General features: G+C 41.8%; 14 protein-coding genes. 4 read left to right on the top strand and 10 right to left on the bottom strand.

From position 1 onward, the window contains the following. Positions 1 to 15: 15 nt before the first annotated feature. Together FE785_RS05070 and FE785_RS05065 are read right to left on the bottom strand one after the other, a co-directional pair. The gene (locus FE785_RS05070) at positions 16 to 675 is read right to left on the bottom strand and encodes a rhodanese-like domain-containing protein (RefSeq protein WP_138564725.1); all 660 of its coding nucleotides are present in this window, start codon (positions 673 to 675) and stop codon (positions 16 to 18) included. A gap of 182 nt (positions 676 to 857) precedes the next feature. Then, complete coding sequence (locus FE785_RS05065) at positions 858 to 2,480, bottom strand: sensor domain-containing diguanylate cyclase (RefSeq protein WP_138564724.1); 1,623 nt, start codon at positions 2,478 to 2,480, stop codon at positions 858 to 860. A 329-nt stretch (positions 2,481 to 2,809) separates the two neighbouring features. Between FE785_RS05065 and FE785_RS05060 the strand changes: the two genes are divergently transcribed. Further along, a complete protein-coding gene (locus FE785_RS05060) occupies positions 2,810 to 4,378 on the top strand; it encodes a BCCT family transporter (protein WP_202978330.1) in 1,569 nt (522 codons plus the stop codon). A 71-nt stretch (positions 4,379 to 4,449) separates the two neighbouring features. Here FE785_RS05060 and FE785_RS05055 read toward each other — a convergent pair whose 3' ends face one another. From FE785_RS05055 to FE785_RS05040, 4 genes are all read right to left on the bottom strand, one after another. Beyond that, positions 4,450 to 4,641 (bottom strand): CPXCG motif-containing cysteine-rich protein, encoded by a 192-nt coding sequence (locus FE785_RS05055; protein ID WP_138564722.1) that lies wholly within the window; start codon positions 4,639 to 4,641, stop codon positions 4,450 to 4,452. A gap of 50 nt (positions 4,642 to 4,691) precedes the next feature. Beyond that, the gene (locus FE785_RS05050) at positions 4,692 to 5,372 is read right to left on the bottom strand and encodes a hypothetical protein (RefSeq protein ID WP_138564721.1); all 681 of its coding nucleotides are present in this window, start codon (positions 5,370 to 5,372) and stop codon (positions 4,692 to 4,694) included. Between the two features lie 59 nt (positions 5,373 to 5,431). Beyond that, entirely contained in the window at positions 5,432 to 6,154 is a 723-nt protein-coding gene (locus tag FE785_RS05045) for an MBL fold metallo-hydrolase (protein ID WP_138564720.1), read from the bottom strand. Between the two features lie 218 nt (positions 6,155 to 6,372). Further along, entirely contained in the window at positions 6,373 to 6,582 is a 210-nt protein-coding gene (locus FE785_RS05040; RefSeq protein ID WP_138564719.1) for a cold-shock protein, read from the bottom strand. A gap of 397 nt (positions 6,583 to 6,979) precedes the next feature. On the opposite strand from FE785_RS05040, the gene FE785_RS05035 reads away from it, so the two are divergent. After that, complete coding sequence (locus FE785_RS05035) at positions 6,980 to 7,417, top strand: host attachment protein (protein ID WP_168188915.1); 438 nt, start codon at positions 6,980 to 6,982, stop codon at positions 7,415 to 7,417. A gap of 126 nt (positions 7,418 to 7,543) precedes the next feature. Here FE785_RS05035 and FE785_RS05030 read toward each other — a convergent pair whose 3' ends face one another. Beyond that, positions 7,544 to 8,260: a methyltransferase family protein gene (locus FE785_RS05030; protein WP_138564717.1), complete on the bottom strand. Its 717-nt coding sequence runs from the start codon at positions 8,258 to 8,260 to the stop codon at positions 7,544 to 7,546. Between the two features lie 45 nt (positions 8,261 to 8,305). Beyond that, positions 8,306 to 8,722 carry a hypothetical protein gene (locus FE785_RS05025; RefSeq protein ID WP_138564716.1) on the bottom strand — a complete coding sequence of 139 codons (417 nt, stop codon included), beginning with the start codon at positions 8,720 to 8,722 and terminating at the stop codon, positions 8,306 to 8,308. Between the two features lie 155 nt (positions 8,723 to 8,877). On the opposite strand from FE785_RS05025, the gene FE785_RS05020 reads away from it, so the two are divergent. After that, complete coding sequence (locus tag FE785_RS05020; RefSeq protein WP_138564715.1) at positions 8,878 to 9,438, top strand: DUF2058 domain-containing protein; 561 nt, start codon at positions 8,878 to 8,880, stop codon at positions 9,436 to 9,438. Between the two features lie 344 nt (positions 9,439 to 9,782). Here FE785_RS05020 and FE785_RS05015 read toward each other — a convergent pair whose 3' ends face one another. Then, entirely contained in the window at positions 9,783 to 9,992 is a 210-nt protein-coding gene (locus tag FE785_RS05015) for a DUF3820 family protein (RefSeq protein ID WP_138564714.1), read from the bottom strand. Positions 9,993 to 10,034: 42 nt separating this feature from the next. Continuing rightward, a complete protein-coding gene (locus FE785_RS05010) occupies positions 10,035 to 10,475 on the bottom strand; it encodes a PACE efflux transporter (RefSeq protein ID WP_202978329.1) in 441 nt (146 codons plus the stop codon). A 346-nt stretch (positions 10,476 to 10,821) separates the two neighbouring features. Between FE785_RS05010 and FE785_RS05005 the strand changes: the two genes are divergently transcribed. Continuing rightward, entirely contained in the window at positions 10,822 to 12,894 is a 2,073-nt protein-coding gene (locus FE785_RS05005) for a P-loop NTPase family protein (protein WP_138564713.1), read from the top strand. Positions 12,895 to 12,946: the final 52 nt, after the last annotated feature.

Here is a 12,946-nt window from a genome sequence, read left to right as displayed (position 1 = left end):
AGTTATTTTATTATTTTACGGAGCCACAGTGGTCAAGCCGGCGGCCTGCCATGCCTGCATACCGCCTCGATACCAGAAGATTTTATGTGCCGGATAACCCAAATTCACCAACGCTTTGATATTGGTTGGCGATTGGCCGCACCATGGACCGTTACAGAACATGACCAGTGTTTTGGCATTGGAAAAATCCCAGATGTTATCCGCCAGTGTCGCACCGAACTGCAGTGATAAAATCCCCTCGACTTCAAACGGCTCATAGGACTCCGCCTGAGGAAACAGTTTTGTCCAAGGAATATTAATCGCACTCGGTATGGTACCTTTGGCGACCCAGTCTGGAGTGCGTGAATCGATAACAAGAATCGATTTATCACCTTTGGCTTTTTTCTCGAGCAATTCGAGCAGCTCCAACTCACCGATGGTCTTGACCCCCGGTAGCAAATTCATCGGCTGTAAGCAAAATGGCGGACAGGCGCGTGAAGTCAAGGCGAAGTCCTCGTCAATCATATTGCCCTGATCTTGATTACGCTGAATCACCACAGGCTTACCATTATGGATCACCTCAAGCTGGGCAAGTTTATCGGTGATTTTAACCTCGAGTTCTTCTGAAGCAAAAGCAGGAATAGAGAACAACAGAGAAAGGATGACTAGGTAAAGTTTGTTGGATTTACTGCACATACATTAACTCCTTTGCATACAACAAATTTGTTAAAAAGCAAAAGTGGTCCTTCGAAACCCATTAACAAGTGATTAACAAGTATTTGATTGATAAACGCTTTGCAAGCGTTAGCTACCATCTTATAACGATAAACAGGGAAAAGAAATCGCTAAAATTTAATTTTTCGATAGGAGTCGATATTTCAGTTCTGGCGCTGCTGTTTGCGTTCATACATCCGCAAATCTGCAAGATGCTTTAGATCCGAGGTATTGGCGACCTCATGCATATAGGCGACCCCATAACTGGCGCCAGCATCCTTAAAACCGCCCTCCTGCATCTGTTCGATCACCCTCGTGATCAACAATTCCACCCGGGTTACATTACCATCCGGACAAGTCACGGCGAATTCATCACCACCGACACGATAAATACAGCCGTTATTGCCCAAGCCTTTAAGCATCAGCTTGGCAAACATGGCAAGCATTTCATCGCCCTTGGCGTGGCCGTAACGGTCATTGTAATATTTGAGATTATCCATATCGATATAGATCAACGACGAGTGCTGATCAAATGACGCCAAAGCGATTTCCAATGCATAACGGTTGGGGATTTGTGTGGCCGCATCGGTATGCGCCATCTTTTTACTACGATCCAAACGTAATAATATATTCATGCGCTCGCGATATAACTCGCCGACCTGATAGGTCAACACCAGCGCCAACAAGACGATTTCCACCGCAATGGCGGCTAAACCATAGTGTTCGACATTAATGCTATTCGAACTCAAAGTGGTCGGAATGGTGGCCATGCTCGCCAGACCAATAAATGCGCTCAAAGCCACCAGATATAAACGTGCCACGACACTGCCCTGCATGGAACGGCCTATCCCGGCAATCAAGCCATACAATAAAAACACCCAAACACCGAAACGCGCCATCTCGTTAATCCAGTTCGGGTTAAGCATGCCGTAAAGTGCAAACAGCGCCAATAAGGCCAGTGCGCCATTGCCTAAATGATAAAGGCGCTTGTTTTTCGCTTGATGGATTTCCAGCAGGCGCATCACAAACAGAATATAAATGAGGTTGGATATCAGGATGGGAAACGACACCAGGTAGAAATTGTGCCAGCCGAAAACCTGGGACAAAAGCAAATGCGCGCCAGAATTAAATAACAGATTGGAAAAGATAAACAACGCATAAAAAATTTCGGTCTTGCGTGAGCTGACAAAAGACAAAGCGCCATAATAAATGCCCATTGCCAGAAAAATACCGATGCCGATCAAGACAATCGCATCGCCCAGGCGAATCTGCTTTTGATAAGCATCGAGACGATTGATATATGGTTCAGGTTGGGCGATATAGTATGGAGAATTGACTTCCGCTATCAACTGATACTGCCCTGCCGGCAAATCGAACTTGCGCCCATGTCGCATAAAAAAAGGATTGTCGGCATCGTTACCTATGCCGCCTTCGGCTTTCGCGATCAAGGTGTTTTGCGAGTCATAAAGATAGAGTACAAACCAATCGATGGCAGAGGTGTTTTTAAAGTCGATGACATAGTATCCGGCTTTATCGACACTGAAGTCACCGGCATACAGATAGTGCCCACCCACCAAAGAGATATTATCGGCCTTGGGCAAGTATTGAACGCCTTCAGGGTAATCTTCATTAAAGCGTTGATTGTCATCGATACTGTAAAGCTGCCAGTCGATTGTTGGCGCCTCTGTAGAGACTTGTGCATAGGCATGGGTCGACCATGCCAACCACAGCAGCAGGCTCAACGACAACAATGTCTTAAAACGGGCAAACGAAAAAAACGTAGACACCTAAATCCTTTATTACGACTTAAACCACAAAAACCATCAATCCAACCCTAACAACCCTGTTCAATTTAAGCAAAAATCAGCATCAATTACTATTTATATTATAGTTAACCCCTGCCGCAACATGGCCAGTCAACCGCATATCGCCAACCCCCTTTTACTCTCAATCGCTTATGACACTGGTTAGCTTATGTTATTGAATCTGTTGAATTGTAACGCGAACCAAATAATAAATAACTTATTACGCTATAAACAGAGTAATCCCTGGATTCCTGAAGTTTTCAGCTCCACTTGTTAGAATGAAAGCAAGTTTTCAACAATATGGAGTACCCATGCAAGATGAACAGCCATTAATTGACACCGACTATGAGGTCGGCCAAGACAATGTCCAAGTACTTGGCCTTGATATTCACAACCCTGTTTTCCTCGCTTCTTCAGCACTGATTCTTACCTTTGTTGTCGCCACCTTGATGGTTCCCGAAGCCGCCAATAACACACTCAACGCCGCCAAAACCTGGTCCATTGAAAACTTCGACTGGCTCTTTATGATCGGCGGCAATATTTTTGTATTATTCAGCCTGTTTATTATTCTTAGCCCAATGGGAAGAATTCGCTTGGGTGGCAAGCAAGCAAAACCACAATACTCACGCCTATCATGGTTTTCCATGCTGTTTGCCGCCGGCATGGGAATCGGCTTGATGTTTTGGAGTGTTGCCGAACCCTTGGCCTATTACACCGATTGGTGGGGAACGCCATTAAATGTCGATCCCAATACCCCGCAAGCGGCCGATATGGCAATGGGGGCGACCATGTTTCACTGGGGGCTCCACCCTTGGGCAATGTATGGCATAGTCGGTTTGGCGCTCGGCTTTTTTGCCTATAACCACGATTTACCCTTTACCGTGCGCTCGACCTTCTACCCTCTTTTAGGGGAGCGTGTCTGGGGACCGATCGGCGACTTTATCGATATTCTTGCTGTACTCGCGACCATTTTCGGTCTGGCGACCTCGCTAGGCTTTGGTGCTCAACAAGCCGCCGGCGGTATCGAATATCTGTTTGATATTCCCGCCACCACCAATGTACAAATCGCCATTATTATCGGGGTCACCGCTATCGCTATCTTTTCTGTAATGCGCGGAGTCAATGGCGGCGTTCGAGTTTTGAGCAATATCAATATGTCGATGGCGGCACTGCTGCTTCTGTTTGTACTGATTGTCGGGCCAACACTGGCCATCCTGGGCACGATTTACAGCACCACGACCAGTTATGCCACAGAGATTCTGTCACTAAGTAACTGGATTGGTCGCGAAGACGATAAATTCTACACCGGCTGGACCGTGTTCTACTGGGCATGGTGGATTTCATGGTCACCATTTGTCGGGATTTTTATCGCCCGTATCTCCAAAGGCCGCACTATTCGTGAGTTTCTGATCGCAGTAATGTTAGTCCCAACCGTGGTATCGATTATCTGGATGTCGGTTTTCGGCGGCTCGGTCTTGGAGCAGGTTCAAGCCGGTGTCGGACCTTTGGCAGATGGCTTGGATAAGGTTGAATTGGCGATGTTCCAAATGTTGCATGAATTGCCGTTAGCGCAAATCACCTCATTTGTCGCCATTGTTCTGGTGCTGGTGTTTTTTATCACCTCATCCGATTCCGGTTCATTGGTGATCGACAGCATTACTGCCGGAGGACAAACCAAAACGCCTTATACACAACGCGTGTTTTGGGCGGTTTTGGAAGGTATCATTGCCGGGGCCTTATTGTTTATTGGCGGTAAGGAGGCATTAAGCGCCCTGCAAGCTGGAGCCATTACCACTGGACTGCCCTTCACCATAGTGCTACTGGCAATGTGTGTCAGCCTTTATATCGGCTTGCGCCATGAGGTCAAAAATAACCTTTAAGCATGAAGAACTGACCCAATCAATAAAAAACCCGCTAGTGCGGGTTTTTTTATTGCTCTAATATTTTAAAGCTAATCGTTTTCCGAAAATACCGCCACATCAGGCTCACCGGATTCATTGATCGATACCTTGAAAACGATCGGTCGACAACAGACTTCACAATCCTCGATATACTCTTGCTGGGCCACCGAACAATCAATCACCGCCTCGATGATTTCACCGCAATAAGGACACCGCACTGTTAAGGTCGTAATGGCTTGCATGACAAATCACCCGCTAAGTATTTTCCTATCATCAATCGTCGGCTAATGGATCACGCCTTTAACGGCTTCACATTCAATAAGGAGACAAAAAGAGAGATGACAATCGTACCAAATACAAAACAAAAAATGGCCTGGGAAGTACCCACCAGCCAGGTAAAGGCATCGGCTGGATCAAAGGCGGTATTCATCGTAAACTGCAAATGGATTGATTGAATCAACCCGGCTAATGAAGACATGCCACTGAAGAAATCCGGTAACTTAACAAAAGCCCCTTTAAGCTGATAAATTGCTGCATATAAAAACATCACCGTTAAAAAATTGGTCAAAGCCAAGACAATCACCCTGCCGGTAGCCGAGACCATTGAGCCTTCGGTAATCTTACAAATACCGAATAGAATCACGCCTAGCTCTTTATTAAGCACCCCTAAAATGCGCAATAGAAAAAGCATCACCAAAACATCCGCCAAACTGAAACCGGCAATAAAGGTTGCCGATAGCGCGCGGGTAACATCCGCTATCGAAAAAACCAGCACCAATAACATCGACAATACCAACCAGCCGACGATATAAAACTCGGATAAAAAAAGTCTTTTATCACGAATAACCTGCCAATCGGTTGATTCTGCCGCAAAGGCGAACTCCTGATGTTTGTAGTATCTGTCCACCCAAAAATAAGGTGACAACCCATACACCCATCTAATCACTTGCTTAACCAGTGCCGCGATATTCATAATTTTTACAACTCTTTACCTTGATATTTCGTGTTCTAAAATGACTAACTTAACGGTATTCAAAACTGAATGCGTTGCCCCGCAAGCAATAAAGGCAAATCGGGATATTGCCTCTGCGCTTCTTCAGGGGTTAAACCATGACCTAAAATATAACGCTTATCGGTCAACCACGGCTTCACTTCTGCAAAACTGGCATGCCAACGGTTTTCTTGCGCACGTGCATCCATAATGAAAACTTCGGCCTGTGACAAGGTTTCATATAAAGAAAGGCATAGGGTTGAGTCTGCGCTATAGGACAACCGCTTTGTGCCGACATCATCGGTCAGGACAAAACCGTAACTGGTTTCCGAATGGACACCGGGAAAAAACTCAATAGACAAACCATGACCGATCGCCACGCTTTGATTATCGTCCAGAGCTTGCCAGCTTGCCAATTCATCTGCGCTCAACTGCTCTAGATGCTCGGCGATACGAGAGCTTTTCAATCTTTGTGCGACATTTGCGTGACAGATGACCCGCATTTTGTTTTCCTGCGCCAGCTCTACACGCAATACCACAGGAAGGTCGCCGGCATGATCTGAATGATTATGGCTAATAATGACTTGCTTGGGAAAACAGCCGAAATATTGCAGAACGGCTTGGCCCACACCCAACCCCAAGTCGACCAGGCAAAAAGGCTCACCCTTATGGCAAAGCATAAAACTACTGCTGGTTAAATTATCATAAACCGCTGAAGCTCCCGCCCCACTACCTAAAACCAACAATTCGAATTGTGATGCCATCTAAAGCCCGTTACCGCAAATATAAAGTGGCTCCATTCTACTGCAAATAAGCGACTACAAAGCTATGGAAATATTAATCAGAACATAAACTGATTAAATCCATATTTAACAGCCGATAAAGCCCAAATGCTTTATTACAGGTACAAAAAAACCCGCCTGAAGCGGGTTTTTTAGATCAATCGGATTCTTACCGATGATCAACTGACTGATTGTATCGATTAAACCGCTACAATGTTCTCAGCTTGTGGCCCTTTTGGCCCTTGAGTCACGCTAAATTCTACCTGCTGACCTTCTGCTAGAGTTTTGAAACCGTCGCCCTGGATAGCGCTGAAGTGAGCGAAGACGTCTGGACCAGACTCTTGTGCAATAAAACCAAAACCTTTTGTTTCGTTGAACCACTTAACGGTTCCTGTAACTGTATTAGACATAATAATAATCCTGTAATTTAAAAAATATGATTGCCTATTCAAAGGCGGTAACGCTTAAAAATGGAGACTTGGAACTTAAAACTGCAGGACGAGGTATTACGAGTAAAACAGCGAAATGTAGATTGTAAATATTAGGCCTAATTTCTAGCTACACAAACAATACAACGAACGCTTTACTTTGTCTAGGATTATTTTCAATAACAACGAATTTAATCATACAAATCAAACGCGTAGTTACCCAGCGTTTTCTCAAAACAAAAGCCAAACAACGCAGCTCGGCATTGCTTTAACAAAATTGAGACAAAACAAGATTGCATGGCAATCACTATAAAAAACATATATTTATGTCTGTCTTTTTGTTATGTTATTTAGGCAAACTCAAAAAGGAGGAACGATTATGAGCAAAATCATCGGTTATGTCCTACTTGCTGACCTTGGCAAAATCAAAGTATTCACCATCCAACAAACAGAACAAAAAACCGTCTCTCTACAGGCCTACCAATCTATTGAAAGCATTGAAGGACACGGCAAGCTCAGTGAAATCTACAGCGACAAATCAGGCGACTACAACAACTCCACCGCCGGAGGCAGCAGCTCCTACGAAACCAAAAGCGATCTGGAACGCACCAACCGAGTGGTAGACGGCCTCGCGGAATTCATCAACCAATTCGCCGAACAGAACAAAGAAAAACTCTACCTCTCGCTTTCGAGCCCGATTCACGCTCAGGTGGAAAAGAAACTCAAAACCAGCACCACAGAAAAAATCAAAGCCTTTCTAACCAAAGACCTCACCAAACAAAACGTCGATACGGTTATGCAAGCCTTTGCACTATAAGCTGGATTTAAAAAATAAAAACCCGCTTTAAGCGGGTTTTACAAAAAAATTAATACGCCAAACGCATCTTGTTTGCAAAAACGCCGATTAAAATCAGTTCAAGATATGTCTTTTTGATTCAAACTATCAATAAATCCCTGGCATCAACCGATAACGCACTCGCTGGCTATACTCCCGATAACCTGGCAGTTCTTGCTGTAAAGTTCGGTCCTCTAGCCCTGTTCTAATCACCGTGATGAACAAAGCGACTATTGCAGGTATCAATGCCCACAGCGAATCCAGAGCCATTACAATACCGAATACAGCCACAATATTTCCGGCATACCCCGGATGACGCACCAACCGATACGGACCCGAATCACACAGCTTATGACCTCGTTCCGTTCGAACGCTCACTACACTGTAGAAAAAACGATTAACCAACAATGACCATGCGGAAAAAACATAACCGAATGCAATCAGCGTAAATCCAACCGCATTCAGCTCAAGCGAAAATTCCGCTGACCAATGAAATCGATGATCCAGCCCCGCCACAATCATCATCGGGTAACTGATACTCAGCGCCATTAAAGGGGCTAGCACTTTATCCCAAGATTTGGCACTTTGGATAATTTCAAGATCTTGCCGTTCAGCGGTCAATCCGGGATGCCGACGATTCGCCAATATGCGGCCGCCCATACCAACCACAACAATCAATAAAGTATAAATCCATGCCTGCCACCAATCGATATCGCCAGCGCATATAAATAAAATCAACGGAATAAGCAGATACACCAGCGCCAACCTGCTCCATTGTCTGATGGATGCGGATTGAGAGGTCTTATCAATCGGTTTTACTGCCATACTATTCTCCCTCTACCCACCGGATGTTTTACCACCTATTTACGACTAGCGTATATAACTAGAAACCAAAAGCCCCATACCTATTAAAAAAAGAATAGCCACAAACGGTATCAATATCCAAGTAGCCCAATTACCACCAGCGGATTGTTTGCCATCATAATAAATCCAAACAAAGCCCAGAACACTTCCAACGATTAATAACAAACCACTGTAGAATGCACCCAACAAATATAAACCGTAGAGAGCCAATGCGAGGATGACCCAAAAAAAACTGGTTATCCAGAATTCTTGTCTTTTCTCTTTGCGTAGCCGTTGCTCTTTCTTTTCTCTGAGCTCACCCCATAAACTTTCAACCTCTTCACCACTCATTTCTTCGTCAGATCCACCGGCTCCTAACAGAGCTTTAAATGCCTTTAAATCCTTATTATCAGTAGAAACTTTGTTTTGCTTATCGGAAGCCATTCAACTCTCTTTTTTTTCAATGGAAAATAAATAAAAAAACCGCTTTTTTCAACGCGAGTTTTAGCGTATCACTTTTATAAATGAAACATCCCTTTTTTACGCGTAAAATACCTGCCGATAAAATCCACCCATCAATAAACTACAGGGCAACAACAATGGCAGGTTCTTTGTTTGATCAATTAAAAAAATCCGGTTTGGTAACCGATAAAAAAGCCAAACAAGTGCAACGCGAAAAACAGCAGCAAAACAAAAAAAGTAAGGCCAATAAAGCCAAAAAAGGTCAAATCCAGCAAAGCGAAGCCGCCCAACTTGCCGCCAAAGCCGCCGAAGAAAAAGCGCAACGCGACCGCGAACTCAATCAACAACGCCAGCAACAGCAAGCCGAAAACGCCAAAAAGGCCGAACTGAAACAGATTATCGAAGCCAATCAGTTGAAAAATTACCAAGGTGATATCGCTTACAACTTTGCCGATGACAGCGCGGTGAAAACATTAAACATCAACAGCAAAACCCAAAAAGGCCTCGCCAATGAACAGCTGCATATTGTGCGTTTTAATAACGGTTATACGGTTGTGCCAAATGAAGTGTTGGAAAAAATCGAACAGCGCGATGCCACCGTGATTATCAGAAACAACAACAATCACGACAGCCACCTATCCGAAGAAGACAAAGCCTACTACGCCAAATTCGAAATTCCAGATGATCTGGTTTGGTAAACCGCCTAAGAAGCCCACGAAGAAGCCGGAGTAAAAGGCATTATCAGCCGTACCCTATTCGATGAATACAACCATAAAAAATGGGGTGGCAAAATGCGCGTTAAGGTCTATATCTTGGAAGTCAATAAAGTCTACGGCGAATGACCGGAAATGCACGACCGCGACCGCCAGATAGTCAGCTTGGTTCAAGCCATTGAATTGGTGAAATCAGAGCAAAAAAACACCCTACAAAAACTTAAAAGTACCTTAGCAACAAAATAAAAACCCGCATAAAGCGGGCTCAAATAGCAAAGCATCAAATCAATCGAGTCTGACACCGATTATTTCCCCAGTTATTTTCCCTGTTATTTTCGTAACGGATCAAGCAGGCTTTTTAAACCATTGTGATCCAACTCATGCATCAAAGCCAATAACTGCCCTAAATTACCCTCTGGAAACCCCTTAGCTGCAAACCAATTAAGGTAATTACCGGGCAAATCTGCAAGCAAACGCCCCTTGTATTTGCCATAAGGCATAGTGACTTCAACAAGCTTTTTTAAGTTTTCTGGATTCATAAATTAAACTACATTCCTTGGAAAAATAAAGCGCCTCACGGCTCAGGCCTTGGCTGGCATTTGGTGTTGCAGAATAAATACCTGGTCAAACAAAAACGTAAAAACAAACGTGTAAACCAAGAAAAACAACAACAATGCCGCTTCCATGGCAAAAGCCGTCCATAGGTCAACACCATACCAAACCATATACAACGGAACACAAATCAAAATCAATCCGCCTTCAAAACCAAGCGCATGAAGGCTTCGCACCGCCAAGGTTCGCTTGTTAATTTGCTGACGCGTCTCCCAAAATTCAAACGCGGTATTAAAAAGATAATTCCAAACCACCGCCGCTGTCGACATTAGAATCGCAACAGGTAAGGATTCGTCAACATCACTGTTACTCAACAGCATCAACACAAAGGTTGAAAGGATAATCGCGGTAATTTCAAAAACAATAACGTAAAGCAGACGACGCTTAATTCGGGTTAAGGTAATCAACACAAAACTCCACAGAGCAACTCAAGCTCTCAAATAGAATAAAGAGCCGGCCCGCCCCGGATGATAAAGAAGACGTAGGATCAGAATAGCCTACCGCAAAGCGACGGTTTCCGCTTGCGCCAATAATGTTACACGATGTTTATAACAATGCCAACCAAGAACATTGGTGGGCTTTTTTAAAACAAAACCCGCATTTAGCGGGTTTGAATAGAAAATCAATCGAGTCTGACCCCATTGATTCTTTTTCACAAGCTGACCTTTTTTACACTGCCCTCAATTATTCACTTAAACTAAAAATAAGTAAAAACTTTTATATAATTAAACTTATTACTAAATTTATGGATACAAAATGACCTGTTCAACAAATATTGCGGATACATTCCTATCCTTATCTGATTCATTAAGCAAATATCGCAGAGCTGAAATAAAAAACGAGAATGGTGATAGTCTCATTGAGAATCTTTACGTTGATCCATTAGAGAATGAATTAATCTTAAAATCAATGTTAAAAAATAATACTACTTTACTGCTAGGTAGAAAAGGAACAGGTAAGTCTACAATTATTAATAGATTTCAACACGAAATTAGAAAGACTAATGACAAGCTTTCACTCTACATAGACGTGAAGGCTTTATTCGAACAAACAAAAAAATCTTCATACACAAACATAAATAATACAGAACTTAAACTTTCAAAAGAAAACCTCGATAAATTAAGTTTGTATGTCTTCTTTATCGAAAAAATAATAGATGAGCTAAAAAAAGAGATCAAAGCAAGTGTTTTTCAAAACCGTTTTTTAAATTTCTTTTCTAATAAAGGCATAACGAAAACACAATTTGAAACTGAACTTAACGAACTTTTCCAAAATATAAAGCAACCACTATTTAAAGACATCACCGCTCAAACTAAGTCTTCCCAACACTCTTCATCAAAAAGCAATAAGACCGCTGAATCAGAGCTAAATATAAACTTATCAGATCAACCTTCTATAGGAGGTAAACTGTCACACATTACATCCGCAGAAGAATATAAAACAGAAGACTTCACTAGGGCTCTAGGACGTTTTTTTGACATTATTGGTTTCATGAATAATTTAAAAGAGTTATTACGAAGAATACCGATTAACCATGTTTTTATTTGTCTTGATGATATGTCTGAAATAGATAAAGAATCAATGGAAGTGTTCACAGATTTTATTGTTGGGCCCCTAAATAACCTATCCGATGAATTTTTCAAATTTAAAATATCTCTTTATCCTGGAAGAGATTATTTACCTTCAATCGATAGACAAAAAGTAACGACTTATTGCCTCGATTACTACGATCTATATTCTATTGGAAGTGCAGATAAAGTCGAAGAGTCAGCAATCAAATATACAAAAAGGCTTTTAGAAAGAAGATTTAATTACTATTTTAATGATACCGATTTAGGCGTTTTTTTTGATCTTAAACAAGGTAGTTCAATAGATGATTACTACAAACTTATTTTTCAAATAAGCTCCAATGTACCAAGAATCATTGGAAAAGTTTTAGAAATTGCTCTACAAAAGACGAATAGTTTAGAGAAAAAAATCACAAAGAAAATACTTCAAGAATCAGCAAGACAGCATTACAAGAATGACATTGAGTTTGTTCTAACTAAAAGCGAATATATTGAATATAAGAGCTATGATGAATCCTTTGAAAAATTTCACCTACTTGATCTCTTAAAACAGTTCATCCAAAAAGCAGTAGAAAATAAGAAACACATTGGTACTTCGAATGCAAAAATCTTTGAACAATACACTACAAATACAGCTCCATCTAATTACTTATATGTACATGAAGATTTAGAAGAAATCTTAAAAACCTTAGAGTTTAACTTTTTCATTACAAAATTTTCCCAACAGAAAAATAAAGACACCGAAACCGTTAGTGTTTTCTCTCTAAACTATGGATTATGCATTGATAACAATTTAATTTTTGATGAAAAAAGTGATCGAAAATTTAGAATTGAAAGAGTATTTGATTTCAACCCTGTCGTTGTAAACTGGATGAAAAGCTCTAAAGAGCTAGTGTGTTCTGCATGTGGTCAAACCTATGATCTTTCAAAAAAAGAGATTTTCATTGACCATAAAATTCCATGTACAACTTGCCAAGGCAATGTTGAGCTGAGATCAATTATTGATATCGATCTTAAACGATCAATTGAAAGTAAAATTCAAATACCAATGAAAGAGTACGAAATATTAAATGTATTGAAATATAAAAATTCTTTAACTGCTTCGGAGCTTGGAGACGAGCTAGATAGAGCTTACCAATCCATAAATCACAGCATAGGAAGAAAAAGCAAAATCAATAACTATAAATATATAGAAAGATTAGATGGCAATCAGCCACGTTTTAAATTAACAAGTAATGGTTTAGCCTACTTAAACCAATAAAAAAACCCGCTTTATGCGGGTTTCTTATTCATACCAATAGGGAGATAAAACG

It is taken from the genome of Thiomicrorhabdus sediminis (assembly GCF_005885815.1).
Lineage (GTDB): Bacteria > Pseudomonadota > Gammaproteobacteria > Thiomicrospirales > Thiomicrospiraceae > Thiomicrorhabdus > Thiomicrorhabdus sediminis.
Note: the sequence above shows the minus strand (reverse complement) of the source record. Positions and strands in the feature narration are given on the sequence as shown.

Excerpts from the sequence above, each read along its gene's own strand:
- FE785_RS05070 (WP_138564725.1), bottom strand. The coding sequence starts at position 675 with ATGTGCAGTAAATCCAACAAACTTTACCTAGTCATCCTTTCTCTGTTG.
- FE785_RS05060 (WP_202978330.1), top strand. The coding sequence starts at position 2,810 with ATGCAAGATGAACAGCCATTAATTGACACCGACTATGAGGTCGGCCAA.
- FE785_RS05055 (WP_138564722.1), bottom strand. The coding sequence starts at position 4,641 with ATGCAAGCCATTACGACCTTAACAGTGCGGTGTCCTTATTGCGGTGAA.
- FE785_RS05050 (WP_138564721.1), bottom strand. The coding sequence starts at position 5,372 with ATGAATATCGCGGCACTGGTTAAGCAAGTGATTAGATGGGTGTATGGG.
- FE785_RS05045 (WP_138564720.1), bottom strand. The coding sequence starts at position 6,154 with ATGGCATCACAATTCGAATTGTTGGTTTTAGGTAGTGGGGCGGGAGCT.
- FE785_RS05040 (WP_138564719.1), bottom strand. The coding sequence starts at position 6,582 with ATGTCTAATACAGTTACAGGAACCGTTAAGTGGTTCAACGAAACAAAA.
- FE785_RS05035 (WP_168188915.1), top strand. The coding sequence starts at position 6,980 with ATGAGCAAAATCATCGGTTATGTCCTACTTGCTGACCTTGGCAAAATC.
- FE785_RS05030 (WP_138564717.1), bottom strand. The coding sequence starts at position 8,260 with ATGGCAGTAAAACCGATTGATAAGACCTCTCAATCCGCATCCATCAGA.
- FE785_RS05025 (WP_138564716.1), bottom strand. The coding sequence starts at position 8,722 with ATGGCTTCCGATAAGCAAAACAAAGTTTCTACTGATAATAAGGATTTA.
- FE785_RS05020 (WP_138564715.1), top strand. The coding sequence starts at position 8,878 with ATGGCAGGTTCTTTGTTTGATCAATTAAAAAAATCCGGTTTGGTAACC.
- FE785_RS05015 (WP_138564714.1), bottom strand. The coding sequence starts at position 9,992 with ATGAATCCAGAAAACTTAAAAAAGCTTGTTGAAGTCACTATGCCTTAT.
- FE785_RS05005 (WP_138564713.1), top strand. The coding sequence starts at position 10,822 with ATGACCTGTTCAACAAATATTGCGGATACATTCCTATCCTTATCTGAT.